The organism is Rhizobium sp. WSM1274 (genome assembly GCF_025200775.1).
Lineage (GTDB): Bacteria > Pseudomonadota > Alphaproteobacteria > Rhizobiales > Rhizobiaceae > Rhizobium > Rhizobium leguminosarum_I.
The window spans coordinates 3,532,169-3,558,920 of the sequence record NZ_CP104138.1 but is presented as its reverse complement, the minus strand read 5'-3'; the positions used below and the strand labels follow the sequence as shown (position 1 = coordinate 3,558,920).

26 protein-coding genes are annotated in these 26,752 nt (G+C 57.8%); 15 read left to right on the top strand and 11 right to left on the bottom strand.

Annotated elements, in window-relative coordinates; all coding sequences use genetic code 11:
• Positions 1-3: 3 nt before the first annotated feature.
• Together nuoK and N2600_RS17805 are read right to left on the bottom strand one after the other, a co-directional pair.
• Positions 4-306 (bottom strand): NADH-quinone oxidoreductase subunit NuoK, encoded by a 303-nt coding sequence (gene nuoK, locus N2600_RS17810; RefSeq protein ID WP_170261616.1) that lies wholly within the window; start codon positions 304-306, stop codon positions 4-6.
• Positions 306-806 (bottom strand): NADH-quinone oxidoreductase subunit J, encoded by a 501-nt coding sequence (locus tag N2600_RS17805; protein WP_260109340.1) that lies wholly within the window; start codon positions 804-806, stop codon positions 306-308. The genes nuoK and N2600_RS17805 overlap by 1 nt, the downstream gene beginning before the upstream one ends.
• 478 nt (positions 807-1,284) lie before the next feature.
• Between N2600_RS17805 and N2600_RS17800 the strand changes: the two genes are divergently transcribed.
• Entirely contained in the window at positions 1,285-2,088 is an 804-nt protein-coding gene (locus tag N2600_RS17800; protein WP_260109339.1) for an SDR family NAD(P)-dependent oxidoreductase, read from the top strand.
• A 20-nt stretch (positions 2,089-2,108) separates the two neighbouring features.
• Complete coding sequence (locus tag N2600_RS17795) at positions 2,109-3,503, top strand: FAD-dependent oxidoreductase (RefSeq protein WP_260109338.1); 1,395 nt, start codon at positions 2,109-2,111, stop codon at positions 3,501-3,503.
• Between the two features lie 41 nt (positions 3,504-3,544).
• Here N2600_RS17795 and N2600_RS17790 read toward each other — a convergent pair whose 3' ends face one another.
• From N2600_RS17790 to N2600_RS17780, 3 genes are read right to left on the bottom strand one after another with little or no spacing between them, the layout of a single operon-like run.
• On the bottom strand, positions 3,545-3,880 hold the full coding sequence (locus N2600_RS17790; RefSeq protein WP_029872515.1) for a hypothetical protein: 336 nt from the start codon (positions 3,878-3,880) through the stop codon (positions 3,545-3,547).
• Positions 3,880-4,746, bottom strand: coding sequence for a DUF6772 family protein (locus tag N2600_RS17785; RefSeq protein ID WP_260111066.1), 867 nt, complete (start codon positions 4,744-4,746; stop codon positions 3,880-3,882). Before N2600_RS17785 ends, N2600_RS17790 begins: the two co-directional genes overlap by 1 nt.
• Positions 4,747-4,804: 58 nt before the next feature.
• Positions 4,805-5,950 (bottom strand): mandelate racemase/muconate lactonizing enzyme family protein, encoded by a 1,146-nt coding sequence (locus N2600_RS17780; protein ID WP_260109337.1) that lies wholly within the window; start codon positions 5,948-5,950, stop codon positions 4,805-4,807.
• Positions 5,951-6,110: 160 nt separating this feature from the next.
• Between N2600_RS17780 and N2600_RS17775 the strand changes: the two genes are divergently transcribed.
• The 6 genes from N2600_RS17775 to N2600_RS17750 all read left to right on the top strand — a co-directional run bounded on the left by N2600_RS17775 (position 6,111) and on the right by N2600_RS17750 (position 11,873).
• Complete coding sequence (locus N2600_RS17775) at positions 6,111-6,869, top strand: FadR/GntR family transcriptional regulator (RefSeq protein ID WP_260296957.1); 759 nt, start codon at positions 6,111-6,113, stop codon at positions 6,867-6,869.
• Positions 6,866-7,657, top strand: coding sequence for an SDR family NAD(P)-dependent oxidoreductase (locus tag N2600_RS17770; protein ID WP_260296953.1), 792 nt, complete (start codon positions 6,866-6,868; stop codon positions 7,655-7,657). Before N2600_RS17775 ends, N2600_RS17770 begins: the two co-directional genes overlap by 4 nt.
• Before the next feature lie 131 nt (positions 7,658-7,788).
• Positions 7,789-9,036 carry an ABC transporter substrate-binding protein gene (locus tag N2600_RS17765; protein WP_311319292.1) on the top strand — a complete coding sequence of 416 codons (1,248 nt, stop codon included), beginning with the start codon at positions 7,789-7,791 and terminating at the stop codon, positions 9,034-9,036.
• Positions 9,037-9,047: 11 nt separating this feature from the next.
• Entirely contained in the window at positions 9,048-9,971 is a 924-nt protein-coding gene (locus tag N2600_RS17760) for a carbohydrate ABC transporter permease (RefSeq protein WP_222386840.1), read from the top strand.
• Positions 9,968-10,810 (top strand): carbohydrate ABC transporter permease, encoded by an 843-nt coding sequence (locus N2600_RS17755; protein WP_260296951.1) that lies wholly within the window; start codon positions 9,968-9,970, stop codon positions 10,808-10,810. Before N2600_RS17760 ends, N2600_RS17755 begins: the two co-directional genes overlap by 4 nt.
• Positions 10,811-10,823: 13 nt before the next feature.
• Complete coding sequence (locus N2600_RS17750; protein ID WP_260296950.1) at positions 10,824-11,873, top strand: ABC transporter ATP-binding protein; 1,050 nt, start codon at positions 10,824-10,826, stop codon at positions 11,871-11,873.
• 60 nt (positions 11,874-11,933) lie between these two features.
• Here the strand turns inward: N2600_RS17750 and N2600_RS17745 are convergent, their stop codons facing one another.
• Both N2600_RS17745 and N2600_RS17740 read right to left on the bottom strand, forming a co-directional pair.
• Positions 11,934-12,932: an ABC transporter permease gene (locus N2600_RS17745; RefSeq protein WP_017965925.1), complete on the bottom strand. Its 999-nt coding sequence runs from the start codon at positions 12,930-12,932 to the stop codon at positions 11,934-11,936.
• A 40-nt stretch (positions 12,933-12,972) separates the two neighbouring features.
• A complete protein-coding gene (locus N2600_RS17740; RefSeq protein ID WP_017965924.1) occupies positions 12,973-13,713 on the bottom strand; it encodes an ATP-binding cassette domain-containing protein in 741 nt (246 codons plus the stop codon).
• Between the two features lie 259 nt (positions 13,714-13,972).
• Between N2600_RS17740 and N2600_RS17735 the strand changes: the two genes are divergently transcribed.
• The 3 genes from N2600_RS17735 to N2600_RS17725 all read left to right on the top strand — a co-directional run bounded on the left by N2600_RS17735 (position 13,973) and on the right by N2600_RS17725 (position 16,964).
• The gene (locus N2600_RS17735) at positions 13,973-14,953 is read left to right on the top strand and encodes an NAD-dependent epimerase/dehydratase family protein (protein ID WP_260296949.1); all 981 of its coding nucleotides are present in this window, start codon (positions 13,973-13,975) and stop codon (positions 14,951-14,953) included.
• A 48-nt stretch (positions 14,954-15,001) separates the two neighbouring features.
• Complete coding sequence (locus N2600_RS17730; RefSeq protein ID WP_017965922.1) at positions 15,002-15,988, top strand: substrate-binding domain-containing protein; 987 nt, start codon at positions 15,002-15,004, stop codon at positions 15,986-15,988.
• Between the two features lie 193 nt (positions 15,989-16,181).
• A complete protein-coding gene (locus tag N2600_RS17725) occupies positions 16,182-16,964 on the top strand; it encodes a FadR/GntR family transcriptional regulator (RefSeq protein ID WP_260296947.1) in 783 nt (260 codons plus the stop codon).
• A gap of 311 nt (positions 16,965-17,275) precedes the next feature.
• On the opposite strand, the gene N2600_RS17720 is transcribed toward N2600_RS17725, so the two are convergent.
• The gene (locus tag N2600_RS17720) at positions 17,276-19,594 is read right to left on the bottom strand and encodes a membrane-bound PQQ-dependent dehydrogenase, glucose/quinate/shikimate family (RefSeq protein ID WP_260296945.1); all 2,319 of its coding nucleotides are present in this window, start codon (positions 19,592-19,594) and stop codon (positions 17,276-17,278) included.
• Positions 19,595-19,847: 253 nt separating this feature from the next.
• Here N2600_RS17720 and N2600_RS17715 point away from each other — a divergent pair, with 253 nt between their 5' ends.
• Together N2600_RS17715 and N2600_RS17710 are read left to right on the top strand one after the other, a co-directional pair.
• Complete coding sequence (locus tag N2600_RS17715) at positions 19,848-20,957, top strand: acyltransferase family protein (protein ID WP_032985372.1); 1,110 nt, start codon at positions 19,848-19,850, stop codon at positions 20,955-20,957.
• A gap of 589 nt (positions 20,958-21,546) precedes the next feature.
• The gene (locus tag N2600_RS17710; protein WP_222386835.1) at positions 21,547-21,843 is read left to right on the top strand and encodes a hypothetical protein; all 297 of its coding nucleotides are present in this window, start codon (positions 21,547-21,549) and stop codon (positions 21,841-21,843) included.
• Positions 21,844-21,910: 67 nt separating this feature from the next.
• Here the strand turns inward: N2600_RS17710 and N2600_RS17705 are convergent, their stop codons facing one another.
• Positions 21,911-22,567 (bottom strand): sugar transferase, encoded by a 657-nt coding sequence (locus N2600_RS17705; protein ID WP_260296944.1) that lies wholly within the window; start codon positions 22,565-22,567, stop codon positions 21,911-21,913.
• 451 nt (positions 22,568-23,018) lie between these two features.
• Here N2600_RS17705 and N2600_RS17700 point away from each other — a divergent pair, with 451 nt between their 5' ends.
• Entirely contained in the window at positions 23,019-23,771 is a 753-nt protein-coding gene (locus N2600_RS17700) for a Crp/Fnr family transcriptional regulator (RefSeq protein ID WP_260296943.1), read from the top strand.
• Between the two features lie 183 nt (positions 23,772-23,954).
• On the opposite strand, the gene N2600_RS17695 is transcribed toward N2600_RS17700, so the two are convergent.
• On the bottom strand, positions 23,955-24,977 hold the full coding sequence (locus N2600_RS17695) for a glycosyltransferase family 2 protein (RefSeq protein ID WP_260296942.1): 1,023 nt from the start codon (positions 24,975-24,977) through the stop codon (positions 23,955-23,957).
• A gap of 132 nt (positions 24,978-25,109) precedes the next feature.
• Positions 25,110-26,021 (bottom strand): glycosyltransferase family 8 protein, encoded by a 912-nt coding sequence (locus N2600_RS17690; protein WP_222386831.1) that lies wholly within the window; start codon positions 26,019-26,021, stop codon positions 25,110-25,112.
• A gap of 307 nt (positions 26,022-26,328) precedes the next feature.
• On the opposite strand from N2600_RS17690, the gene N2600_RS17685 reads away from it, so the two are divergent.
• Positions 26,329-26,628 carry a hypothetical protein gene (locus N2600_RS17685; RefSeq protein WP_026154331.1) on the top strand — a complete coding sequence of 100 codons (300 nt, stop codon included), beginning with the start codon at positions 26,329-26,331 and terminating at the stop codon, positions 26,626-26,628.
• Positions 26,629-26,752 lie beyond the last annotated feature (124 nt).

The window sequence follows — 26,752 nt, the reverse complement described above, 5'->3', positions numbered from 1 at the left end:
CCGCTATCCTTTCATCATGGTCACTTCGTCGACCTTGAGGGTGGATTTGTTCCTCACGAGGGCGACCAGGATACCGAGGGCGACGGCAACTTCCGCCGCTGTGATTGCGATGACGAAGATCGCGAAGATCTGCCCGCGGAAATCGCCGTGGTAACGCCCGAAAGCGATGAAATTGATGTTGACCGAGTTGAGCAGCAGCTCCAGCGACATCAGCACGACCAGGATATTGCGCCTGACCAGCACGCCAGCTGCTCCGATCACGAACAGGACCACTCCGAGTAGAATGTACCACGAGAGCGGAACCATCATCCCTGCTCCTTCCGCGCCAGCACGATGGCGCCGACCAGGGCGGCCAGAAGGATGACGGACGCAGCTTCAAACGGCAGGAGATAGTCGGCGAAAAGTGTCGTGCTGAGCTGCCTGGTCTGATCGCCGCCGCTCATGGCAGCGGGCTCCGTGATCGAAAAGCGGTCGGTCCAGAGCACCAGCACAAGCATCTCGATCCCAAGCAGGATGAGCAGCACCATGGCTGGCAGGTTGCCGCCCGGCAAGAACCGCTGCAACACCGCTTCGCGTACATCGATCATCATGATCACGAACAGGAACAGGACCATGATCGCGCCGACATAGACGAAGATCTGGATGACCGCGAGCAACGGCGCCTCGAGCATAACGAAGATTGCCGAGATGTTGAGGAAACACGCCATCAGCGACAATGCGCTGTGCACCGGATTTCGGGCCAAGACCACCGTCAGGGCCGTGATCACGGACACCGTAGCGAACAGAAGAAAGAACCCCTGATCCATCGACGCCGACCCTCCGACGCGAACTGCTATCCGGCGCGAGACGGCCGGATTTGAGATTGCGCCGCAAATTCCGATGCGTTCACAAATTGTGCCCTAATATCGGATTTTTCACAAGTTTATTGTCATTGGCGGAGCAAACCAGGCCGGTCCGGATGTGGCGAAGGTCGCTTGCGAAGCGCGCGCTTTCGGACCGGTGAAGCGGCCGGAGCTTTCCTGTTTTGCCAAGTGGCACGACAAGAGAGATTTGACGTTAGAAATCGCTGCAGCGAGCGCATTGGTTTCGCCATGACGGCATTGATCGCACCGATCGATGCAGCGCGATCAACGAGTTATTCCACCGTCCTGCGTGAGACCGTGCGAAACTCCGCTTCCAGACAGCGTATCGCCTCCACATTGCGCTTTACAACTATATAACATAGTTGCTACGTTGCTAGCGATGGGAAGGCGAGCCTGCTGACTGGTTGTTGCGCTGCCCTTAATGAACGAGGCTGCGACGATGCTTGGGACCTATGCTACTTTTTCCAACGATAGTTTTGCGGGCCGAAGCGTGCTTATCACGGGCGCAGCGAGCGGAATGGGTCTAGAAACTGCAAGGGCCTTCGCCAGCAAGGGCGCGGAAGTCGTCATGGCCGATCGTGATGAGGCGGGGCTGGAGCGCTATGGTGCGGAGCTGCGCAATGGCGGCGGGGCCGTTCACACCGTGACGGTGGATGTCAGCGATCAGGAAAGCATCGACAAGGCCTTCGATTATTGTGACGCCAATCTGGCGCGTCTCGATAACGTTGTGACGTGTGCAGCGATCATCACAGCCAAGCGTATATTCGAGCAGGATTGGGCGCATTGGCATCGCGTGCTCAATGTCAATCTGCTCGGCAGCTTCTTCGTCGTGCAGGCGGCGGTCAAACGCATGCTCGACAACACCGATGGCGGCAACATCGTCTGTATCGCCTCGGATGCCGGCGTGCATGGCGGCGGCGGGCTGATCGCCGATACCGCCTATGCGGCATCGAAAGCAGGAACCTTGTCGATGGTCAAGTCGGTAGCGCGGGAACTTGCGGGCAAGAAGATCCGCATCAACGCGCTGAACCCCGGACCGACGGATTCCCCGATGCACTCCCATATTGACCAGTCGCTGAAGGACCGCATCGCCGGCAATCTGCCGATGCGGCGCATGGGGCGGCCGGAGGATATGGCGGCGGCAATCATGTTCCTGTGCTCGGATGCAGCCAGCTTTACCTACGGCGCCGCGCTTGATGTCGACGGCGGATCGATGTTCCGCTAGGCCGGGGAGGGGATAAAACTATGCAGCAGACAGCTCGCCGTTACGCCTATTCGGCCGATATTCCCGAACTCGATGATGTCGATGTGCTCGTCATCGGGGGCGGACCATCGGGATTATCGGCGGCGGTCGCGGCGGCACGTCTTGGCGTGCGGGTACGCCTTGTGGAGCGCTACGGCTTCCTCGGCGGCAACCTCACGGCGGGCCTCGTCGGCCCCTGCATGACCTCCTATTCGCTCGACGGCAGCCAGCAACTGATCCGCGGCATCTACGAAGAATTCGTTCAGCGGATGATGGCGCTCGGCGGCGCGTTGCATCCGAGCACGATCCCGGCAGGTTCGGCCTATTGCGGCTTCATCGTCTACGGCCACGACAAGGTGACCCCTTTCCAGCCTGAGGCGGCAAAGGTCGCGGCGCAGCGCATGTGCGTCGAGGCAGGAGTGGAATTGTTGCTGCACACCATGGTCGTCGATGCGATCGTTGATGACCATGATGCGGACAATCCCCGGGTGCTCGGAGTCGTTTGCGCCGGCAAGGGCGGGCTGAGGAGCGCTCGTGCCAAGGTCGTCGTCGATTGCTCGGCCGACGGCGATGTCGCCCATTATGCCGGTGTCCATACCCGCCAGGGGCGGGAAAGCGACGGCCTTTCCCAGCCGCAGACACTGTTCTTCCGCGTGCAGAACGTCGACGACCAGGTGGTGGAGGATTACATCCGCGCGCATCCGCAGGACTTTCGGCCTTTCGCCTCGATCGTCGCCAAGGCGACGGCAGAGGGCCGCTTTCCCGCGCCTCGCCGCGGCATCGGCCTATACAAAACCATGGAACCGGGCGTCTGGCGCATCAATACCGGCCGCGTGTTGCGCCGCAATGGGGCTGACGCCCTTGAGCTCTCACTTGCCGAGGTCGAAGGTCGGGAGCAGACCGTGGCGCTGCTCGATTTCTTCCGCGACAACCTGCCCGGCTTCGAACAGGTGGAGCTGCGGGACACGGCAACTCAGATCGGTGTGCGGGAAACCCGACGGATCGACGGCGCTTACGAACTGACGCTGCAAGATTTGCATTCCGGCCGCGCCTTCGACGATGTCGTGGCGTTGTGCGGCTATCCGCTCGATATTCACGACCCCACAGGTTCGGGCGGTGGTACCGGTGGCGCGGGGCTCGATGCCGCCAATATCTACCAGATACCTTACCGGGTCATGCTGCCGCGCATTCATGAAGGCCTGTTGGTGTCCGGCCGCGCGGTTTCGGCGACGCATGAGGCGCTCAGCGCCATTCGTGTCATGCCGCCCTGCTTTGCGCTCGGCCAGGCGGCCGGTGTTGCCGCAGCACTTTCGGTCGGCAACAGGGCCAGCCCCCGGCATGTCGACTACGCGGATTTGCGCAGGGAACTTCTGGCCCAGGGCGCCTATCTTGGCTGACGGAAGGAGAAAGCGCGGAAGCGATACCCGCGTTTCTCAAATCAAGCCTTCAGATGAAGGGTCACGAGCACGGTGCATTCAGCGCCATCGGCAAAGCGGGTTGCAACGCGCAGCCAATTGCCGAAGGCGTTGAGCCGGGCCACGGCAATGCCGTCCTGTTCGCCCGGCATGACGAATTCCGTTCCTTCTCGAACCCAGTGCATGCCGTCAGGCGAGATCTCCACCCAGCCCTTGGGTACAGTGCCGACGGGAGGCTTCAATGCCCGAATAAAGAACACGGCTTCATGCGCCCAGCCGGCCTCATAGGGTTCGCTCGCGGCGTCACCGCTCCAGCGCTCATTGCGGGTTATCACCGCCGTGATGTTTTCGGGAAGCATCAAAAATCCCCTGAAATGCAGATGGAATCAACGTAGAGAAAGGCACGTTTTGCGACATCCGTCTCGGCGAACAGGCAGAAGTTCAGCATGCACCAGAGATTTTTCATCGCCGGAATCCGGATCGACTCGAAGCCGGATACGTCGAAATTCCGGTCGTTGCATTGCAAGCCGGAAGCCTTCATGGAGGCGAGGTCGAAATCGAAGCGCATATAGCTCCAGTTCACCTTCGTCGGGATCTCGTTGTAGCAGAGCCGTTGTTCACCATCCGGCAAGTCCAGCCAGCCTTCCGGCGCCAGGTGATAGTGGCTTACGGTCTTGTCTTCCCGGCCGATGGCTGTGAAGGACGTGGTCTCACGCTTGTACTGCCATTTCTGCAAGTGCTTGCCGTCGAGTGCATTGAGAAAGCGCAGATGCGGCATGACCCGCTCGCCATTTCCGTCCCGATCGCCGCATTGCAGGTCGAACAGGAAGCCGATCGATCGCACGTCGGTTTCCGATAGTTTCAGTTCCGTCGCCTCCGGCTTGAACGTGAAGAAAATCTCGAAGCGGATCGGCCCGCGCTTGCGGAAGGTATGGCGCTTGATTGCAACGTTCTGGGCACCGGGCTTTGCCTTTGTGGCGATCTTGAGCGCATAGGACGAATCCATGCCGCCGTGGGATCCCGCATCCCAATGTCCGAGAGTTGAGAGCATGGCGCTCGAGTGCTGGGCAAAGCCCGGCAGCATGACGTCGAGGCTGTCCTCGTAATTGCCGACCAACTGTGACCAGCCGCAATGCCCGCGCGAAAAGTCGTCAAAGGACAGGATGCGCGGCAGAGGATCGAAACGGCTGAGCGCCGGATCTGCACGAAGCATGGCGAGCCTCATGGCTTCCATCATGTCGGCTATGGAAGAGGGGGCTGATGTCGTCATTCTAGCGTTGACCTCACTGTACGTGGAGCCGTTTGATGGCGTCCCAATTGATTTCGATGCCGAGACCCGGCCGTGTTGGCACGTCGAGCTGGCCATTCTTCTGGCGCAGGCAGCCGGGCGCCAGATCGGTCAGGTCGCGCTTGAAGGGGCTAAGATCGCACTCGCATTCCATCACCCGGAAATTCGGAAGGGCGGCCGCCAGATGCGCGCTGGCCGTCTCGCAGATAATGCCGGACATGCCGATATGCGGGGCGTAGCCCACATCGTGGAGGGCGGCATAGTCGGCCATGCGCCGCGTTTCGGATATGCCGCCGGCACGCGCGACATCTGGCTGCAGGACTGAAAGCGTGCGGTTGGCGACGAGACGCTGCGCCTGATCGGCGGTAAAGTTGCTCTCTCCGGCTGCGAGCGGCACGTCGCAGCGTTTGCGAAGTTCTTCGTAGCCTTGCTCATTTTCCGGCGCCAGCGGCTCCTCGAACCAGAAGTAGCCGTTGGCCGAAAGTGCCCTGCCGACTTCGATCGCCTGGTCCAGATCATAGGCCCAGTTGGCGTCGACACAGAGTTCGATATCGTCGCCGGCGCGTTTGCGCAGCCGGTCGATGCGCCGGCAGGCTTCCCTGACGGGATTGGCCATCTTGACTTTGATGCGCGGGAATCCCTCGCCGATATAGCGCTCCAGTTCCCGATCCGCCTTGGCATCGTCGACCCAGTTTACGGCGGCGGCATAGACCTCGATCGTTTCCCGGCCGATGCCGCCAAGCAGCTTGGCGATCGGCATGCCGGCGGCCTTGCCCATGATGTCCCACAGCGCAATGTCGACGCCTGCGATCGCCTCGATCAGCATTCCGCCGGCGCGGCCTGAGAGCGAGCGCCGCATGGATTGCCAGAGCGCGCCGATGTTGCGTGCGTCCTGTCCGATCAGCCGTGGCTTTAACGAGGTTTCGATCAGCTCCGCATAAGCCTTGGGCGAAAACCGGGCCAGAGCCTCACCGACGCCGACGATGCCGGCATCAGTGCGCACCTCGACGAGAACCATCGAGACCTTGTGATAGGTGCCCCAGGACGTGACGGTCGGTTTGGGCAGCGTCTGGCTGAGCGGATGGGCGACGACATCTGAAATGAGGATCGCCGGTCCGGTCGAACGTTGCACAGAATCCATCGGCTCTTTCGTTCCCAATGTTTTGCTCGTTGCTCCGGGTTTTGCTCGCTGCTTTCGGGCGTGTCTGTTATTCCTAGCTAGATGTCGGTGACTTGGCAACTGATAAACCTAGTTGCTAAGTTGGAAACTGCGTGTTAGCTTTGTGAATATGAGGATCGAGATGAGTGAAATTCCCGAAAGGAAACCCGTTTTCACCGCCAAGCCGCCAAACCCTTCGCGGTTGGCGGATGGAGTGTCCGATGCGATTGCCGCCGCGCTCTTTGACGGGCGCATCTCGCCTGGCGAGCCGTTGCCGCCCGAAGGGGAGATCGCCAGGGAGTTCGGCGTCTCGAAGCCTATCGCCCGCGAGGCGCTTCGCCAGCTGACGGCAGCCGGGCTGATCTTCACCCAGCAAGGCAAGGTCGCCCGCGCCAAGGCGCTGAGCGGCGACTCGATGGATAAAATCTACGGCTACGCGGTCCGCTCCAGTCTCAAGCGGCTGCGCGAAGCCAATGAGATGCGCCGCGTCGTCGAGACGGGAATTGCCCGGCTCGCCGCCGAACGCCGCGATCCGGAAGGTCTCAATATCATGCGGCAGGGATTGGCGGGCATGCAGGCTTCCGTGCAGGAGCCCTCCAGCTTTACCGCCGCCGACATCCTGTTTCACCTTGGCCTTGCCATGACGACGGGTAATTACATGATCCGTGTGCACATGGAGAGCATGCGTTCCGTGCAGCGCGAGGTGTCGGAATTGTTTTCACGTCGCGCCAATCGCAGCGACGCTGACTGGCGGGCAACGATTGAACGGCATCAGGCGATCTACGACGCAATTGCAGCTGGCGATGCCGACCTCGCCGAGCAAAAAATCCGGGAGCATTTCGAAGCTGCCGACATTGCCTCGCTCGAGGTGGCCGACAAGCTGAAAGATACCGAGCGATGAGCGCCGCGCGCTTCTCATTGAAAGGCCGGCGGGTGCTGGTAACCGGCGCCAGTTCCGGCATTGGCCGGGCTGTTGCGCTTGGCCTTGCGGAGCATGGAGCGGAACTGATCCTGCATCATTTCGGTAATGAGAAGGGCGCGAGTGAGGTGGCCCGGGCGACCGGCGGCACAGCGCCGGTACTGGAAGCAGACTTCACCGACGGGCGTGCGACGCAGGCTTTTGCCGATGATGTGCTCAAAACACACGGCCCGATCGATATCCTCATTGCCAATGCCGCCATCGAACATCGGCGGCCCTGGCAGGAATTCGATGAGGCGCATGTCAGCGCCCATGTGGCATCGAATTTCTCGGCGCTGCTGATGCTGACGGCAAAGCTGGTTCCACCGATGGCCGAGCGGGGCTGGGGCAGGATCGTCGCCACAGGCAGTATCATGGCGGTGCGGCCGCGGGCGGAAACGGTTGTTTATGCATCGCTCAAGGCGGCGCAGTTGACCGCGATCAGGTCGATTGCGCGCGAAACCGGCCATCGCGGCGTCACGCTGAATGTGGTTTCGCCGGGTGCGATCGAGATCGAGGCCAATTCCGCGCGCTACGGCGACCCGGCGTTCCGCGAAGCGGTTGCCGCCAAGATCCCTATTGGTAGACCGGGCCAGCCGCAGGACCTGGTGGGGGCGTTTGTTTTTTTGTGCAGCGATGCTGCCAGCTACATTACGGGTGCAAATATCCCGGTCGACGGAGGATGGTCGATCGGAGACGCGCCCGGGAGCCTTCCGCACGCTGTCGGGTGAGCGGCCTGCGGCAAGGTTTTCGAGATCATGTGGCGGACCATCCGCCGCAGCTTGCAGCCAAATTCGGGGCGAATGCCGTTTGCATTCATTCGGTGAAGGCTGATTGCAAACGACCAAAAAGGGAGGAAACCATGAAGGCCGCATTTGCAGGTATCGCAGCATCCGCGTTGACATTGTGCATATCGACGTCTGCCGTCTTCGCGACGGATCTCCGCATGACTGTGTGGACCGGGAGTGAGGCTCATCTGAAGATGCTGAATGGCATTGCGGAGAGCTTCAAAGCCACGCATCCCGACGTGAACGTGAAGTTCGAGACCGTGCCAGTCAATGACTACACGCAGAAACTAACCTTCCAGATCGCCGGCGGCAATGCTCCCGACATAGCCTGGATGATGGAAGATGCCGCTCCGGCTTTCGAAAACGCCAATCTTCTGATGGACCTCGGCCCGACGCTCAAGGCGGCGGAAGGCTATGATTTCGACGATTTCTCGAAGCCGGCCATGGGCCTCTGGCAGAAGGACGAAACAGTCTACGGCATTCCGTTCTCCACCTCGCCTTTCATGATCTACTACAACAAGGACATGTTCGACAAAGCCGGGCTCGAAGATCCGCTGACGCTCGCCGCCAAGGGCGAATGGAACATGGACAAGTTCCAGGAAGTCTCCAAGAAGCTCGCGGCAGCCAATCCCGGCAAATGGGGCTTCGAGTTCAAGGATGGCGAAGGCTATGCCTCTCGCATGACCCATGCCCTTCTGCCGCCAATCCGCGCTTATGGCGGCGATATCTGGTCGAACAAGGAATGCGGCTTCGACAAGCCCGAAGCCGTCAAAGCGGTCAAGCAGCTGCATGAAATGGTCTTCAAGGACAAGTCCATCGTTCCGCCAGGCGAACAGGGCGATTACTTCTCCGGCAATTCGGCGATGACGGTCAACCAGATTTCCCGCGCCTCGAAGATGGCGGAAGCCGGCTTCAAGTGGGGCATCGCACCGTTGCCCACCGGCCCAGGTGGTGAGTCACCCGTCATCGGCCAGGCCGGTCTTGTTGTGTTCGCCCAAGGCAAGAATACGGAAATCGCCGCAGAATTCGTGGCGCATATGACCAATAAGGAGAACGTCGCCACCATGGCGCAGTTCTTCCCGCCGGCCCGCAAGAGCGTTCTGCAGGCCGATGCATTCATCAACGGCAACAAGCTCGTGCCGCCCGAGATGATGAAGAATGTGGCTGCCGCGATAGAAAAGGGCCGGGTGGTCTCGGCGAACGAAAAAGCGCCCCAGATCCTTGCCGCCATGGCGCCTCGCGTCGATGCCCTGTGGAAGCCGGATGCCGATGTCGATGCCGCCATCAAGGGCATCTGCGCGGCAATCCAGCCGCTGCTTTGATCAGAACGAAGATGGCCGATACCGTTCATAACTCCATTCAAACCGGCCAAAAGACCTGGCTGACGTTGAAGATGAGAGAGATGATGGAGGCGTGGCTGTTCGTCAGCCCCACCTTCATCGGGTTCCTCATCTTCTTCCTCGGTCCGCTGTGCGCAGTGGTCTATTATTCAATGACCGAATGGAACCTGCTCAGCCAGCAGGCCACCTTCATCGGCCTTGCCAATTTTCGGAATGCGCTCGTCGAAAACCCTGACTTTTGGCTTGTGGTACGCAATTCGGTTATTTTCGCGATCGGTCTCGTGCCGCTCAACATGGCGCTCGCGCTCGCTTTGGCGCTCGCCCTCTCCCGGCCGTTCTTCGGGGTCGTGTTCTTTCGCACGGTGTTTTTCGCTCCCGTCATCACCTCGGCCATCGCCTGGGCGATCGTCTGGAAATTTCTGCTGCAAGGAGAAGGCGGTTTCATCAACCAGGTGCTGGCGCTGGTCGGGATCACTGGTCCAAACTGGTTGCGTGAACCGAACTGGGCCATGGCGGCGGTCATCGTCACCCGCGTCATCAAGATGGTCGGCCTCAACATGATCCTCTACATTGCGGCGCTGCAGGCGATCCCCCGGGATTACGAAGAGGCAGCGCGCCTGGAGGGCGCCTCACGCCGGCAGATCTTCAGCATGATCACCTGGCCGTTGCTGGCGCCGACCACGCTCGTCATCATGGTCATCACGACGATCGGCTCTTTCAAGGTCTTCGATCACATATACCAGATGACCGGTGGCGGCCCGGAAAACGGCACACTGGTGCTTGCCTTCTACATCTACCAGCAGGGCTTCAAGTTCTTCAATGTCGGCTATGCCTCGGCGCTCGCGATGATCATGTTCGTGATGATCATGGCGCTGACCCTGGTGCAGGTGATGCTGCGGAGAAAGGGATCGGAGTGACCCAGCGCCAAATCCAGATCCTCTACCGCGCCTGCTGGACGATCGCGCTCCTGATCGCCGCCATACCTTTTGTTTTCCCATTCGTTTGGATGGTGTCTGCCGGCTTCAAGAGCGTGACCGAGATATTCGGCGCGCCGACGCTTGTTCCGCGCGTCTGGCGCTGGCAGAATTTCGTCGAAGTGTTCACATACCAGCCGTTCGCGCGGCAGTATTTCAACTCGCTTTACATCGCGATCGTGGTGACGGCGCTCACCCTCGTCATCTCGTCCATGGCCGGCTATGCGCTGGCGCGCATGCGGTTTGCCGGTGCGGCGCTGCTGATGCTCTTTCTGATCTCGGCGCTCATGGTGCCGGAGGAAGTGACGATCATTCCGAACTTCTTCCTGATGCGTTGGTTTGGTTTGGTGGATACTCATTGGCCGCTGATCCTGCTGCCCACCTTCGGCCCTCATGGGGTGATGGCAACGTTCCTGATGCGCCAATATTTCCTGGCCCTGCCCAAGGAGTTGGAAGAAGCCGGCAAGATGGACGGCCTCTCACGCTTCGGCGTTTGGTGGAAGATAGCGCTGCCGATGGCGCGTCCGGCCCTGGCTGCGGTTTCCATCATCACCTTTCTGTTCTCGTGGAACCTGTTCCTGGAGCCGCTGATCTTTCTGAGCTCGCTCGACATGTTCACGCTGCCTTTGGCCCTGTCGAACTTCAACGACAGCTACGGCTTGCCGCTGTGGAACCTGCAGCTTGCCGCTACCAGCCTTGCCGTGGTGCCGATCCTGATCGTCTATCTGATCGCCCAGCGGCAGATCATCGAAAGTTTTGCGCTATCAGGCGTGAAGGGATGAGGAATTTTCGTTCATGAGCAGTGTATCGCTTAAAGGCATCGAAAAACGCCTCGGCGCCGTCGAGGTCATCCGCGGCGTCGATCTGAGGATCGATCCGGGCGAATTCGTCGTATTCGTCGGTCCGTCAGGCTGCGGTAAGTCCACCTTGCTGCGGCTGATTTCGGGGCTGGAATATCTCAGCGGCGGTGAACTTGCGATTGGCGGCCGGGTGGTCAACGAAGTGCCGGCTTCGAAACGCGGTGTTGCCATGGTCTTCCAATCCTATGCCCTCTATCCGCACCTGACCGTCCGGGACAATATGGGTTTCGGGCTGAAGGTCCGCAAAGTTCCGGCACAGGAGCGTCAGAAGCGTGTCGATGAAGCTAGCGCCACGCTGAAGCTCGAAGCATTGCTCGATCGCTACCCTCGCGAGCTTTCCGGCGGTCAGCGGCAGCGCGTTGCGATCGGCCGCGCCATCGTCGGAAATCCTGATGTCTTCCTGTTCGACGAACCGCTGTCGAACCTCGATGCAGAGCTGCGCGTGCACATGCGCTCTGAAATCGCCGCTCTACACAAGCGGCTCTCCACGACGATGATTTATGTAACGCACGACCAGATCGAAGCGATGACGCTCGCCGACAAGATCGTGGTTCTGCGCGACGGCCGCGTCGAGCAGGTCGGCTCCCCTCGGGACCTATACGAGCGGCCGGCAAATACCTTCGTGGCGCAATTCATCGGAAGCCCAAAAATGAACCTGCTCCCTGCAGTTATCGCGCCTTTGCTGACAGGCGCAACGGCAATGGATGCCGCAGCCGAGACCATCGGGGTAAGGCCGGAGCATCTGAGCGTCGTGGAGCCTCGAGACGGGACGCTGCGCGGAACCGTCGGGCTTTGTGAATATACCGGGGCGGTAACGCTGCTCCACGTCAAACTGCCGGATGGGCACGATTGCCTCGTCCTGCACGACGGTCATGACATGAAGGCGGGAATCCAAATAGGACTCACCGCCGATGTCTCGAAGGTGCACTTTTTCAAGGGCAACGGGCAGACAACAAAGCGGGTTGAACAAGGTCAGACTGCGTGAACGTACAGTCGTTCGTGGCGCGGGCGCGAACCGCAGATGTCTCTTAAGGGCCGGATTCGTCTACTCGCCCTGGCGCAAGTTGCGAAGCCGGTCGAAAAGGACGGCGAGCACGATTGCCCCGCCGATAAAGCAGCCCTGCCAGAACGCGTTGATGCCAAGCAGGCCAAGACTGTTACGGATGACCTCGATGAGTGCGGCGCCGACCAAGGCTCCAAAGGCAGTGCCGACGCCGCCGGCCAGGTTGGCGCCGCCGATAACCGCGGCGGCAATGACCTGAAGCTCCATCCCGGCGCCGATGTTTGTAGTGACGGCGCCGAGCCAGCCGGTTTGAATGATGCCGGCAACCCCCGCCGAAAGGGCAGAAATCATATAGACGATGACCTTGATCCTCGGCACGGGAACACCTGTCAGTGTCGCGGCATGCTCATTGCCGCCGATGGCAAAGACATAGCGACCGAACTTGGTCCAGCGCAGCACGAAACCGGTAATGAGTGCCAGCACGATCATATAAAGCACTGGATTGGCGATGCCGAAAACCCAGGCGCCACCACCCAGCGCCAGGAGCTTGTCGTGATCTGGCCCGAACTCAAAAACGACAGTATTGTTGGATGCAACCATCGCAAGGCTGCGCGCAATCGACAACATGCCAAGCGTGACGACGAAAGGGGGGAAGCCGAGATAGGCAATCAAGACGCCATTGAAAGCTCCGACCAATAGAGCGGTACCGATTGAGGCGGCGATGCCGACTTCAATGCTGTATCCCGCATGCATGACGACCGCCAGCACCATGCTGCACAGGCAAAGCACCGAGCCAACGGACAAATCAATGCCGCCGGTGATGATGACCAGCGTCATGCCCAGCGCGATAATGGCGACGAAGGTGACGTTGCGGGTGATGTTGTAGATGTTCTTCGCCGTCGCAAAGGAGTCCGTTGCCATCGACAGAAAAATGCAGGCGAGAATGACTGCAATCAGCACCCAGAATGTCTGGCCGCTCATGATCGTCGCAAGCCAACTCCGTTGCTTCTGTCCGATCGTTTGGTCAAGTGTAATCGCCATCGTCGACCTTCTTCCTTCTCGTTGCAACGGATAGCATCGATCACACCTGTTCGATGGCGCCGGTGATCAGTCCCGTCACTTCCTCCGGCGAACTTGCCGCAATCTGCTTGTCGGCTACTTTTCTGCCTCGCCGCATCACGATCACGCGGTCGGCGACCGAAAAGACGTCGGGCATGCGGTGGCTGATCAGGACAACGACAATGCCCCGGTCCCGCAATTGGCGGATCAGATTCAGAACCTCAGCCACCTGGCGCACGGAAATGGCTGCCGTCGGCTCGTCCATCAATACGATTTTCGCTTCAGACAGCATCGTGCGGCCGATCGCGACCGCTTGCCGCTGGCCACCTGACATTTGCTTGACGAGGTCGCGCGCCCGCGTCTCGGATTTGAGTTCGCGAAATATCTCGCCGGCGCGCTTGTACATGCTCTTGTGGTCGAGGATGCGAAGAGGCCAAAGGCCGCGGCGCAGTTCTCGTCCGAGGAACACGTTCGCTGCCGCCGTCAGATTGTTGCAGAGCGCCAAATCCTGGTGAACGATCTCAATGCCATGCTGGCGTGCTTCCTTCGGCCGATGAAGCACGAGATCGGCGCCGTCGAGCCGCATGGTTCCATGGCTCGGCCGAAAGTTGCCGGCAATCATCTTCACCAGTGTGGACTTGCCAGCGCCGTTATCGCCCATGAGGCCGACCACTTGCCCCGCTTCGAGTGAAAACGAAACATCGTTGACTGCCTGGATGGCGCCGAAATGTTTGGAAATATTGCTGAGTTCAAGAACCGCCACCAGCCTCCTCGCCTCCCAAAACCTGCGGGCCATCCATCGCTCCGAACCCTGCCTGTCTCCGACGCAAGGCTCAAGCGTGTCCGCTTCTCCAATGTCCTCCCAGGAAAAGCGAATGGGAGCATTTACGCAAAACCCTGCGACAGCGTCAACTCATTGTCCCGGCCGTTGCTCCTATTGTCGCAAAAATCTGTTTTGTCAGACAAATATCATTTGACGAGAGTGGTGCCCGGATATTAGCTACTCATGGGGGAGAATGAGCATGCTGATCCTTGTTACCGGTGCGACGGGCAAGGTCGGGCGGCGCTTCATTGCTGGGCTGCTTGACGATCCGAGATTTTCCAAAGCCCGTATTCGTGCGCTTTGTCATAATCGTTTGTACGAGGCGACCGACCGTGTCGATGTCTTCCAAGGCTCGATCGCCGATCGCGATGTCGTGGCAGCGGCGCTGGATGACGTTACCCATGTCGTGCATCTCGCCACATGCAAGGAAACGCCTGAAGACATCATGGATGTCACGGTCAAAGGTCTCTTTTGGCTGCTCGAGGAGTTCCGTACGAGCGTCACCGCACGCCAGTTCATCCTGATTGGTGGTGATGCGGGTGTGGGACATTTCCACTATCGCCACGACGGCCCGATCACCGAGAACACCCGCCATTGTGCCTATCCGGGAAGCTATGCGCTCTCCAAAGTCCTGGAAGAGGTCATGCTGGAGCAGTTTGGCATTCAGTACGGCCTTAATGGCTGTTGTCTGCGCGCGCCCTGGATCATGGAAAAGGACGACTTCAAGTATTCGCTGTCTTTTGGAGACGATGTCTTTGGCGGTCCGGACTGGAAGACGCTCGTTCCGGAAGACGCGGCACGGCGCTATGCGGCGATGGGTACGGTGCCGCTGTTGCTCGATGCTGACAGTCGTCCGCTGAAACGCAACTTCGTGCATGTCGATGACCTTGTATCGGCAATACTGGCAGCGATCGATAACCCCCGGGCGGAGCGGCAACTCTTCAATATCTGCATGGATCGACCGGTCGACTATGCTGAAGTCGCCGCCTATCTCCTCAGTACCCGCAATCTCGGCTCAATCGACATACCAAGCCGCTTCCATTCCAATTGGATGGACAACAGCAAGGCGAAATACCTGCTGGATTGGCGGCCAGACTACGATCTCGAAATGCTTATCGACTCGGCATGGCAATACGAGCGCTCAAAGGAGGAGCCTCGCATCGTCTGGTATCCGGGTTGATTTCGTGTGGCGGGCACGCGGTGTCCGTCTGTTTCAAGGGAGGAAACTATGAGGAAGGCATTACTACTTACAGCCGCAGTTTTAGCAATGACCGCCGGGCAAGCCTTGGCCAAGAAGCAACTCGTCATCGTCGTCAAAGGCCTCGACAATCCGTTCTTCGAAGCAATCAATCAAGGTTGCCAGAAATGGAACAAGGAGAACCCCACGGCCGAATACGAATGCTTCTACACTGGTCCGGCATCGACATCCGATGAAGCCGGGGAAGCGCAGATCGTTCAGGATATGTTGGGCAAGGCAGACACGGCTGCAATCGCAATCTCGCCGTCAAATGCAAAGCTCATCGCCCAGACCCTGAAGACGGCCAATCCAACGGTTCCGGTGATGACGCTCGATGCCGATCTTGCCGCCGAGGATGCAGCCTTGCGCAAGACCTATCTTGGCACCGACAACTATCTGATGGGCGCCCGCATCGGCGAGTACATTAAGAAGGCCAAGCCGAAGGGCGGCAAGATCTGCACGATCGAAGGCAATCCGGGCGCAGACAATATTCTACGCCGCGCACAAGGGATGCGCGACACGCTCACTGGTCAGAAAGGTTTGCCCGCGCTGAAAGGTGAGGGTGGCTGGACTGAGGTCGCCGGCTGCCCGGTGTTCACCAATGACGACGGTGCCAAGGGTGTTCAGGCAATGACCGATATTCTCGCGGCCAATCCCGGCATGGACGCATTCGGCATTATGGGTGGCTGGCCGTTGTTCGGCGCACCGCAACCCTATCGCGACCTGTTCAAGCCAATGGCCGAGAAGATCGCCAGCAACGATTTCGTCATTGGTGCGGCCGACACGATCGGCGACGAGGTTGCCATTGCGAAGGAAGGCCTAGTGACGGCGCTCGTCGGCCAGCGGCCATTCGAGATGGGCTACAAAGCACCGTCGGTGATGATGGATCTGATTGCCGGCAAGCCGGTTAAAGATCCGGTCTTCACCGGGCTCGATGAGTGCACAAAGGACACAGTCGACACCTGCATTCAAAAGTAGGTTCACGGTTTGGCGCACCCGGTTGAAGGGTGCGCCGACTGTCCTCACGAGACGGATCGAGAGATCCGCAGGGTTGACGCGCCTTGAATTCCGCGCTTTGTGCCGGCGTCAATCGCAGGCGACTTCCTCGTTATTACGATTGTTTTGACCATACGTGCAGACAGTCGAAAGAATGCTGAGGCAGTAGAAATAAATGCCTGACAAAAAATCAGGAAGGCCAACGGCTGCGGTCGAGGTGGTGACGGTTGACCGCTCGATAACCACAAGGCGCCCAAATTCTCCCCGCATGACTGGGGCGAGTGTTCATGTGTCGTTGGCCGGCGAGATCGGTCTGCGAATCGTGCGCGGCGACTATCCGCCGGGCACGATCCTGCCAAATGAGGCAAAATGGTCGGAAGTCTTTGACGTCAGCCGCTCGGCGGTGCGCGAAGCGATCAAGATGTTGATGGCCAAGGGTCTGCTTTCTTCCCGCCCGAAAATCGGCAGCTGGGTCGAACCTAGGGAACGTTGGAACCTGCTGGATCGAGATGTCTTGGGCTGGTATGCCGCATCTCCCGATCGCGAATCCTTTCTGAGGGCCGTGCAAGAACTCAGGCATATGATCGAGCCGGAAGCGACTGCGCTTGCTGCGGAGCGACGAACTGAGGAACAGATGAACGCGATCAGTCAGGCCTTGCATGACATGGACCAGGCGACATCGCTCCAGCAGCGAACAGAATCCGATGCGCGATTTCACATCGCGATCTTGCGCGCCTCCGGAAATGATCTGTTGGTACCGCTCGGCGTATTGATCGAATCGGCGCTGAATCACCTCTTCGCCCATGTCACGCGGGAGGAAGACAACTTGCGATATGCGCTGAAACTTCACGAAAATATTGAGAAAAGCATTCGACTACAGCGGCCGAACTTGGCGCGCAACGCAGTCCGCAAGGCGCTGGCAAATACCGACGACATCATAGCCCGGTGGTCACGATAGACGTTTGCATCCTGTCCGGTTGAGGAAGCGGTTGCCAGTCCCGCGTGCATATGCCGTCATAGCATGGGGTAGTCCGTGATATCGGTTCGACGGCTGTTGCCCTCAGTATTGAGCAAGATCTGGTATAGTAAATCATTACTTACGGGTTCCTTTCACGCAGCCGTTGAAGTCCTCGGGGTTTCGAATGGAAGGACGCGTCGGCGTCGTTCTATGGAGAAATAAGGATTGATCCGGAGCCCCCTAGCCAATCGACTCTGGTCGCCAGGCGTGAGATTCAGCCTGAGCGCAGCCGGTTCACTGGACTTGAGGGGTTAATCTCCGTTCTTTAGAGAAAACGCCAGCACATAGTCGCCAACATCTTTCGAGTATGGCGCTCCACCAACCGATATCAGGACATATTGCTTGCCTGTTTTCGGCGATACATAGGTCATAGGCGTCGCGCTCGAACCGACCGGCAGAGGATATTTCCAGAGTTCGGTACCATTCTCGGCATCATAGCCGCGGATATAATAGTCCTGGAAGCCAGCGAAGAAGACGATTCCACCGGCGGTGGCCGACGTGCCGGCGTAGCTCGGAAGGCCCATCTGCATAGGCAGCTTGGTTTTGATCTTGAACGGCCCGAGTTCTTCGGCTGTGCCGGCAGGAACCTGCCATGCGATCTTGCGCGTCTTCAGATCCACTGCGGTGACGGTGCCGAAGGGCGGTTGCGTGCAAGGGACGCGAAGCCTCGATGTCCACATCTCGGTGGCCATGGCGTAAGGCGTACCACGCTGGGGGGCGGAGGGGCCGTGCGCGGTTGTGGTCAGGGCAAAGTCGACGTATTCGGCGCGCGGAATGAGTGAGAAGAGACTGGGGACGCGAATATCGTTCATGAAGACCCTGTTGTTCGGCAAGTCGACCGATACGCTTCCCCAGTTGAGACCACCCAGATTGCCCGGCTGCTGGATCGCATACTGTGTGCCGATCGGGGTGAAATCGCCGTCGTAGCGCATCTTGCGGAATGCGATGCGGCATGCCAGCTGATCGAACATGGTGAGGCCCCAGGCCGTCTGCTCGGTTACGCGCTCCGCACCGATTGTCGGCATGCCGACGGAGTAGGGCTGCGTCGGGGACAGTTTTTCTTCCGGCGCGCCGCCTTGCTGCGGCACCGGTTTCTCCTGAACTTCGGCAAGCGGTGTGCCGGTTTGACGGTCGAGGAGAAAAAGCTGCCCGCGTTTGGTGGTCTGCAGCAGAGCGGGCACGGTGGCGCCATTGCCGTCGGGCAGATCGATCAGGAGGGGTTGGGCCGGCAGATCATAGTCCCAGATATCGTGATGGACGGTCTGGAATTTCCATTTCTCCCGACCCGTCGTTACATCGAGCGCCACCAATGTCGCGTTGTATTGATCGGCGAAACCAGGGCGATTGACGCCGTAATAATCCGGCGTGGTATTGCCGAGCGGTGCATAGATGAGGCCAAGCTTGTCGTCGAAAGCGGCCATCGTCCACATGTTGGGCGTGGCCCGCGTATAGGTCTGGCCGTCCGGCGGGAGCTTGGTGATCTCGGGGTTGCCGAGATCCCATGCCCATTCGAGCTCGCCGGTGACCACGTTGAACGCGCGGATAACGCCGGAGGGTTCGCCGACCTCCTGGTTGTCCGTGACCCAACCCCCGACGACGATCAGATTGCGGGCAATCAGCGGCGCCGATGTCTGGAAATAATAGCCTGACTTGACTTCGCCCATGCCCTGGGAAAGCTGGACGGTGCCATTGTCTCCGAAGTCCTTGCAGAGGGTGCCGGTCTTGCTATCGATTTCCAGGAGACGGGCATCGATCGTCGTCTGCACCAAACGCTCGTTACAGAGACCATCGGCTGACTGGGTCGCCTTTGGCATCTTGTAGTAACCGAGGCCGCGGCAGCGTTGCCAGTAAGGCGCCGTCGCCTTGGGGTCAAAGGTCCAGCGGGGTTTGCCGGTATCTGCATCGAGCGCTGCGATCACGTCTGTCGGCGTGCAGGTGTAGACCGTATCGCCGATCTGCAGCGGGGTGTTCTGATCGGCGCCATCGCTTTTTCCGGTGCGATATGTCCAGGCAAGATCGAGCTTGGACACATTGCCGCGGTTGATCTGATCGAATGGCGAATAACGATCTCCTGCGGTGGTGCGGCCATAGGATGTCCAATCGGAGGGAGCGTTGTCGCCCTTGGGGGTCTTGTAGGCGGTGATGTCGGCGGAGGGGCGGATAATGCCGTGCGGCACAAAGCTCAGGCCGAAACCCGCGACGAACAGGATCGCCGTAACCGAGGCACCGCCATATAAGAGCTTCCGGTTGGCGGTCAGGGAAAGCGACGGAGCAAAGAGAAGCGCAAAGCTTGCCAGCGCGATGGGGGACATCAAGCGGGCAAAAAGCGCCCAAAAATTAAGACCCGACTCCCATAACGCCCAGGGAAGGGTGAGAACGGCGACAAGCAGGACGATGAGGCTGCCTGATATCTTCCGGCGCCACAGCAGAAATGCGCCGACCAGATAGGCAAGTCCGGTGATCGCGTAATAGGGCGAACCGCCGAGGAGCAGCAGCCAGGCGCCGCCTGCGATCAGCCCCAATCCGATAGAGGCGAGAACAAGACAAAACAGGGTGGCCAGAAATTTCATAGTCTCCTCATCCAATCCGCTGCCCGATCACCTGGATACCAACTCCGACCATCGCAGGGCACCTCGGGAGCACAGGGCCATGGGTTGATGGTCAGAGACGCGTCTTCGGGAGAGGGCTGCTCTCTCGTTCAATTTTTAACTGATGTACCTGTGGTCACTGACACGCGGCCCCGACCCGGCAATGATGCCGGCGCCGCTCTGCGGCAACGGCTTGCCATTCCAAATCGAGTCAATACTTCTGAAAGGGGCACAGATGTTTCTCGGCGAAAAGCTTGATCAAGCGAACGGGCGACCGACAGGATTCGATTATATGCGATTACTGTTAGCCTTTTCAGTGCTTTGGATACATACGGCCCGCGTCACGTACGGCGATGACCTCTTTCTCTGGGAGTCATCCTTCCGCCCTGTTATCAAGTCTGTGCTGCCCATGTTCTTTGTCCTGAGCGGGTTCCTGGTGGCTGGCAGTCTTGAACGATCGAAGACATTGATCTCCTTTCTCGGTAACCGATTTATCCGGATCTACCCTGCTCTTGCGGTAGAGGTATTGTTGGCTGCCTTTATACTCGGTGCGATCTATACAGAGTATGACCTGCGTGACTATTTCACCGATCCTCAGTTTTTTACATATCTGATGAATGTCACAGGGCACATTCACTTCAATCTTCCCGGGGTATTCCTGGATAATCCTGATGCCGCGATGGTGAACGGGCAGCTCTGGACGGTGCCCTTCGAGCTTGAGTGCTATGGGGTGATTGCCGTCCTCTTCTTGCTCGGCGTCGTCAGGCGGCGGGTGATTGCCCTTATCGCAACACCGGCCTTGATCATAAGCTTCGGTATCGCAAGATATTGGAAACATGAAAGTGATTGGGCGAATATGCCGACGACTGCGTCGGGCAATCTGCTCATTTGTGCTTTTCTTGTGGGGGTGACCTTCTATCTCTACAAGGACAAGGTTCTTTGGGATATCCGCATTTTCCTCGCCTCGGTGGCGTTCATCCTATGGGCCTATTGGTTCACCTCCTTTGGGGACTTTGTTGCCATTCCGGCCATGGGATATGTCACGGTCTTCCTTGGCCTCACCTCGCCCCGCAAGCTCGGCGTCCTGCGTGGAGCTGATTACTCCTACGGCGTCTTCCTCTATGGCTATCCGATCCAACAGGCGTTCGTAGCGCTCGGACCTTGGGCGCATAACTGGTGGCTGAACGGCATTGTCTGCAGCATCATTGCCGCTTGCTTTGCCGCCTTCTCGTGGAGATTCATCGAAAAGCCGGCGTTGAAATTGAGGAAACAAGTCACCTGGCTGGAAAACCTCAGTCTCCAACGCGTCGCAAAACGGCAATTGGCCGGCGCTGTCTCGAAATAGGCTTGCCGATACGGCCTCGATGCCGGCAATTCCATCGCAGGTGTTCAACCGGCAAGGACATCAGCAGAGCTCGCCATGGCGGCGGGCTCTGTTTTCGTTGTTGCGCGCCCGATCACCTCAGATGAACAATCCGGGTCCATCGCAGGAGCCGAGTCTTGCGTAGGCTGTTGCGCAACACTGAGGCCGTCGCGCTTGCCGGACGAGCGTAAGCCCGATCGTTGCCAGCGCACATGCGCTCGAGCGTAAGCCTATTGCCAAATTCATCTTTTCAGGAAAAACACGTGAACGTTCAGTTCGGCGAGGGAACGCCGGAACTGCATTACTTGCTCCTGTATAAGCCTCCGATGCCTAAATCTTTCTGACTGCAATATCCAAGGGTTTCTTGGGTTTAATCGGTAGAACGGGCCTTCCAGATGAATAGTCGAATATTACCCGATGGGGGTTCAATCGAATTGCTGGGCAGTTGTTAGCAATATTTTAACCGTAATAGATAAAATACTTTGATCGGACTTCGTTTCGACTTTGGGTTTTGTCATGTCGTTGAGGGCTGACGGTGGCTTGAAGGAGGTGTGAAGAGAGGATCAGAATAATGCTGAAGAGCACGTTCGTCGTGGTTGCCGTCTCCATCGCTGCCGGAGCCACCATCCGCGCCTCGGCCTTTGCAATATTTGCATTTCTAGTCGTCACGGCCTTGGGCGGCGTGATCCTGCTGAAAGGTACCTCCTTGACGGAGGCTGTCGTTTCTTGTTTCGAAGTGCTTGTATTGATGGAGATATGCTATCTGGTGGGTCTATTTGCCTTCTCCTTGTGGCATATTCAAAAGCGCCGGAAAAAGAACGCCATCACTGAGCGCTCCCATGTCACGGGCAAACGCCCTCATGGGTAGCGACATGACCGAGGCCGGCCGGATGCTCGGCTAAGCTGGGCGCGAAGCTGAAAGATTGCGACGCGCTTTAGGAATCCACCCTGGGCAGTAAGGCGTGCCGGGAAAGCAGGGCGGAGAGCGTCTTTGCCACGATCACGAAATCCAACGCCAGCGTCCATTTCGACAAATACTCGACGTCGAGGGAAACTCTATTCCGGTAGCTGACGTCGTTGCGCCCGCTGGTCTGCCAATGGCCGGTCAGGCCGGGACGGACGGCCATGTAGGCGTAAGCATGTTCACCGTAATGCGACAGCTCTTCTTTGGTAATGGCGCGGGGCCCGACGAGGCTCATTTGACCCAGCAACACGTTGATCAATTGCGGAAGCATGTCGAGGCTCGATCGTATCAAAATATCGCCGACGACTGTGACAGGCGCGTTGGCCGTTGCATCGACTGTCATCGTGCGAAACTTGAGGCAACCAAACTCTTTTCCCTTATAACCGATCCGGCGATGGGAATTGAAAATTGGCCCCCAATCACTTAGCGTTGTGATGGCTGCTACCGATACAAGGAGCGGCGACAGAAGGACTAAGAGCCCTGCTGCAATGATGAGGTCCAACGCGCGCTTCAGAATTCTGCTGATCGTATGGGATTGTAACGAATTGAATGGACGCCTTTCCCGTTGCGCCCTGGCGAAATCCCGCCAAGGTTTGATCGGGTTTATGCCCTGATTTTTTCCCGCCATCCGCGTCTCCGTTAGACAAACCCCAAAAATCACAGCCAAAGCTTGTTTTATTGCAAGTTCTATGTCTGTGACCGAGGTCATAATCGTGAATAAATTCTTTATTCTCTGAAGAAATTCCTGTGAATATATTAAATATTACCTTCGCTTTTGGCGCTGTATCAAAAATATTATTTATCTTTATTTTAATAAATGACATTATTCTTATAATTGTTAACTTATTCTGCGGATGGACAGTTGTCATAAATCGTATAAAAATCGTCATACAGCTTCAAAGCGTTGCTTAAGACAGAACTCAATATGAATTTTATGATATATAAATGTGAGGATCCGTCATTATTATGTATAGTTTCAACACGATATTTTTATTTTATTACTGTTTGACTTTCTAATTCAACTTATTACGAATGCCTCTCGAGATAGTAAGTCAATTAGTCTGCGTGGAGTTGCACTTATGGATGGGGTGATTAGCATCGGAGACGACAGAACTAGAGGAAACGCGGCGCGAATAGGCGAAGCGATTACTTTCGGGGCTGTAGGTATTGTTTACGGCGATCGGGGGGATTTGGATCACGAGTTCCCGTTTTGCCGCTCGAGTGTTCGCAAGTTTCGTCGCGGTGAGCTTATTGCCAGCGCCGGTGTCCTCATCGACATGTTCGCCCGCGTGCAGCGCGGAATGGTGAGTGCAAGCACCCCGCTTGCCGATGGACGAGAGTTCATCGTCGAAATCATTCCTAAAGGTGGCTTGATCGGCGAATTGGAAGTGCTGCGCAAGCAGTCTCTCAGCTTGGAATATCGGGCCTCCTCGGACTGCGAACTCCATTACTTCGACGGTCGATTACTGCGGGACTTGTGTGCGAACGATCCGCAATTTCAGGTGAAGATCCTGTCAAAGGCGCTGGCGCGTGTTTCCGAACTCGAACTGCGGATCATTGCCAATGCCGGATCGAGTCTAAGGCAGAGAGTGGCCCGGACGCTGCTGCGTCTTTCTGCCCTGTACAGAATGGATGCGGAGAACAGCGGCGACGAGCTGATCATCTCCCAACATGACCTAGCCGCAACGCTGCCGGCGTCGCGTGAGAAGGTCAACCAATGCCTGCGGCGTTTGCGCGAGAACAAAGTGGTCGACGGGACACAGGGCAAAATCCGCATTCTCAACCGGAAGGCGCTAGAAGCTTACGCCGAGGGTATGACGTCTCTCGTTTGAGGCGGCGCCTCGATAAAATAAAACGGAACGGCAGAAACCTCAACAGAACCCGCCGCCGGCGGGTTTTGTGTTTGATGGGGAGTTGATAGTCAGACGATGCAGGCTGAAAGCTCGGGTTGACGCGTTGGCTCTTGTCTTCATGCGCGTGGTCCCAAACCGCTGCGCATTTTTGGACGACATGCATTAGACTTCGGTCTCCGAGGCATTCCTCCAGTATTTCCAGCCTTCACCCTGGATGAGCCCGTGATCGGACAGATCCTTCCAGCTTCTGTAGGTCCCCGTATCGTCATGGACGAAATCATCCATGTCCTTGCCCGAGGAGTATACGGTGTATTCTTCGGTATGTTGGGACCGGTGTGCCGCATCGGCAACCTTGTGCACGAAGGTCGACAGAAACTTGAAATGCAGAAGGGCGCCGGATACGCCGAGCGCTCCGCGCATGTCGCCCAAATTCAGCGAGAGCGGCCAGACCTGGTGCGATGATTTGAGAAACAGACGTTCACCGGCCACATAGACGAGAGGAATCTTGTTGAGCGCGGGGCCGTCCCACAGCCGGTCGTGGAAGTAGACCCGCCCGCGAACGCCACCCTTGATCCATATTGTCCGGTTGCGTTTGTCGAAATGCGCGATATAGCCGGATCGGTCGAAGAGATTGCAGACCTCGAGCGGGTTGCGACCGGGTTCGCAGATGTTGTCGAGAACGGGATGCGGGCTATACATGTCGATCATGACCGAGCGGAGCGAGTGGCCGCCCATGGATTCGATATAGGCGGTCAATTGATCGATCGGCCGAGTGTCGCAATGGGGATAGACCAGAAATTCATCTGCATCGACATACAGGACCCACTTCTCCCGGCAGTGCCGGTTGATAACTTCGTTGATCCAGTCGTTTCCGAATCTCGCCGCCTTGTAGGACCCATGAGCGGAAAGAAGGGAGACGTCGTCGAAGCTGGACAGCAACTCGGCTGTGCCGTCGGTCGAGCCGTTGTCGATGCAGATGAAGTGCTCGAAGCCGAGATCACGATAATACTGCAGGAAGAAGGCCAGCCGGTGCCCTTCGTCGCGGATGACGCAGATGACGACGTGGCGCGCCTGCTTGAGGCCGATGCGCAGCAGGTCATAGCGAACCTGCCGAGCCTTGAGCGACCGGCGTAAGCGGGCTTTCACATAATGCGAGATACTGGCGGCGGAAGCGCTATAACTCATATTCTGTCCTGAACATTATCCATTCCTGGAATGAATGGATGAATACTTGCGCTTCCGTCTGCAAATCCACGGCTCGACCGGCGACGCTGAGTTCAGTTTCGCGAACATTCAGGTCGGACCAGCAATACATCATCATACGGCATAATCGCCAACCAGCAGGCTCTGAACCCGAGGATTGAATTCGTCTTTCTCAATCGCGTGTTCGATGCGCGCCCGTATCGATCGATATTTATACAGCATCTTACGGTCGAAGCTTATTCCGCGATACAGCGAGTTGTAAATCGGATGTGCTTTGCGCAGGTCGACGTACACTTGGCTTTCTTTATCGGTCCATGGAAAGAAGGTTCCGTGCCATGGCTTCGGATGCGCCATATAATGGACGATCGACAAGGAGGACATGGTCACCAGATGAAGGAACTGTTTGGGAAAGTTCCACCGGTTCGATACGAGGATGAGCGATGAACCGCAGACATAGTTCAATGCGCCCTGATCATGTTTGCCATCGCAAGCCTCGGGATTTCTAGCAAAAAGCTCAAGCGCCTCCTGTCCTATCCAGCCGTTGCGATGGAATTTCAGGACCCCTGCATTGAAATAGTGGCTGTCCTTTCCGGTATCGAGGAAGTCATGGATCGCCGTGTAATCGCGCGCCGCGAAAAACCTGCCTTCGGGCACAGTTGTACTTTCGAAAGCACCCAGATCGCTGACGATCTGGGTATCCCCATCGAGGTAGATGATCTGAGTATAATGGGCAGGCAGGATCTCGCAAAGGACCAGCTTGGCCATCGTGCTGACGCTGATGCGTCCCTGGAAATGCGAACTGTCGAGCTTGCCGAGGGAGTCCTGCAGCGCCTCAGTCGCATCGATCAATATGACCCCGTTCGTTGCGAGCAGGGCTTTCAGCTCTTCGAAATTGTCGAGATGTTCCGACATGAGGACGCAGACATCGGTCACGGGGCTTGCGAATTTGCGAGCCTGAAGCGCCGAGAGAATGGTCGGAAATGAATATTCGACATCCGTGACGTAGACGACGCACTGATTATTCATGTCATCACCCTTCCGATTGTGCGCAATACGATTGAATCGGCATTGTCTTTGCGAGGCGAGGGAACAGTTGTGAATTGAGCCGACAGGTCTGTCATATGAAGGCCCTGTTCAGTATATATTGCCGACATCCAGTCCAATGGTGCTGAATCGGTATCTGGCTGACGGCGGCTTTTGCGTGTTTCATTGTTGAGGTATTCATTATGAGGAATGCCCTGTCTGTCATAAGGCTGTGTTTCGACATATCGTTTCGCGGTACGACGATTGGTGCCGGGACGTTTGGTGGAATGCGGAGGGGAGGGGGATTGTCATGTTGATCACCATACTTGTGGCAGCCGTCATTTCGATCGCTGCCGGGGCTTCCATCCGCGCCTGGGCTTTCGCAATTTTTGCATTTCTCGTCGCAATCGGCTTCGGCAGTGTGGCTTTCGTCGACGGGTCTTCGGTGATTGCGGCAATCCTCTTCGGTGTCGCCATTCTCTCGCTCATGGAAATCGGCTATCTGGCGGGCGTGTTCCTCTCGGGTTTTTTGCGACGCAGTGCCAGGCTGCGGGAAAACAATTCCGCTGCAGATAGCGTCGCGACCACCCGTGAGCGCCCGCAAGGCTAATATCGACATGGAATCCGCCGCATAGCCTTCTGCGGATGGCCTTGCAGGACGGCGTTCGTTCGCCAGTTTGTTTCTACAGGAGATTCTTGAAAGATGCGGCGTGGCCGGCTGGCTTCGGCCCCGT

Excerpts from the sequence above, each read along its gene's own strand:
- nuoK (WP_170261616.1), bottom strand. The coding sequence starts at position 306 with ATGGTTCCGCTCTCGTGGTACATTCTACTCGGAGTGGTCCTGTTCGTG.
- N2600_RS17805 (WP_260109340.1), bottom strand. The coding sequence starts at position 806 with ATGGATCAGGGGTTCTTTCTTCTGTTCGCTACGGTGTCCGTGATCACG.
- N2600_RS17800 (WP_260109339.1), top strand. The coding sequence starts at position 1,285 with ATGAACGAGGCTGCGACGATGCTTGGGACCTATGCTACTTTTTCCAAC.
- N2600_RS17795 (WP_260109338.1), top strand. The coding sequence starts at position 2,109 with ATGCAGCAGACAGCTCGCCGTTACGCCTATTCGGCCGATATTCCCGAA.
- N2600_RS17790 (WP_029872515.1), bottom strand. The coding sequence starts at position 3,880 with ATGCTTCCCGAAAACATCACGGCGGTGATAACCCGCAATGAGCGCTGG.
- N2600_RS17785 (WP_260111066.1), bottom strand. The coding sequence starts at position 4,746 with ATGAGGCTCGCCATGCTTCGTGCAGATCCGGCGCTCAGCCGTTTCGAT.
- N2600_RS17780 (WP_260109337.1), bottom strand. The coding sequence starts at position 5,950 with ATGGATTCTGTGCAACGTTCGACCGGACCGGCGATCCTCATTTCAGAT.
- N2600_RS17775 (WP_260296957.1), top strand. The coding sequence starts at position 6,111 with ATGAGTGAAATTCCCGAAAGGAAACCCGTTTTCACCGCCAAGCCGCCA.
- N2600_RS17770 (WP_260296953.1), top strand. The coding sequence starts at position 6,866 with ATGAGCGCCGCGCGCTTCTCATTGAAAGGCCGGCGGGTGCTGGTAACC.
- N2600_RS17765 (WP_311319292.1), top strand. The coding sequence starts at position 7,789 with ATGAAGGCCGCATTTGCAGGTATCGCAGCATCCGCGTTGACATTGTGC.
- N2600_RS17760 (WP_222386840.1), top strand. The coding sequence starts at position 9,048 with ATGGCCGATACCGTTCATAACTCCATTCAAACCGGCCAAAAGACCTGG.
- N2600_RS17750 (WP_260296950.1), top strand. The coding sequence starts at position 10,824 with ATGAGCAGTGTATCGCTTAAAGGCATCGAAAAACGCCTCGGCGCCGTC.
- N2600_RS17745 (WP_017965925.1), bottom strand. The coding sequence starts at position 12,932 with ATGGCGATTACACTTGACCAAACGATCGGACAGAAGCAACGGAGTTGG.
- N2600_RS17735 (WP_260296949.1), top strand. The coding sequence starts at position 13,973 with ATGCTGATCCTTGTTACCGGTGCGACGGGCAAGGTCGGGCGGCGCTTC.
- N2600_RS17730 (WP_017965922.1), top strand. The coding sequence starts at position 15,002 with ATGAGGAAGGCATTACTACTTACAGCCGCAGTTTTAGCAATGACCGCC.
- N2600_RS17725 (WP_260296947.1), top strand. The coding sequence starts at position 16,182 with ATGCCTGACAAAAAATCAGGAAGGCCAACGGCTGCGGTCGAGGTGGTG.
- N2600_RS17720 (WP_260296945.1), bottom strand. The coding sequence starts at position 19,594 with ATGAAATTTCTGGCCACCCTGTTTTGTCTTGTTCTCGCCTCTATCGGA.
- N2600_RS17715 (WP_032985372.1), top strand. The coding sequence starts at position 19,848 with ATGTTTCTCGGCGAAAAGCTTGATCAAGCGAACGGGCGACCGACAGGA.
- N2600_RS17710 (WP_222386835.1), top strand. The coding sequence starts at position 21,547 with ATGCTGAAGAGCACGTTCGTCGTGGTTGCCGTCTCCATCGCTGCCGGA.
- N2600_RS17705 (WP_260296944.1), bottom strand. The coding sequence starts at position 22,567 with ATGGCGGGAAAAAATCAGGGCATAAACCCGATCAAACCTTGGCGGGAT.
- N2600_RS17700 (WP_260296943.1), top strand. The coding sequence starts at position 23,019 with ATGGATGGGGTGATTAGCATCGGAGACGACAGAACTAGAGGAAACGCG.
- N2600_RS17695 (WP_260296942.1), bottom strand. The coding sequence starts at position 24,977 with ATGAGTTATAGCGCTTCCGCCGCCAGTATCTCGCATTATGTGAAAGCC.
- N2600_RS17690 (WP_222386831.1), bottom strand. The coding sequence starts at position 26,021 with ATGAATAATCAGTGCGTCGTCTACGTCACGGATGTCGAATATTCATTT.
- N2600_RS17685 (WP_026154331.1), top strand. The coding sequence starts at position 26,329 with ATGTTGATCACCATACTTGTGGCAGCCGTCATTTCGATCGCTGCCGGG.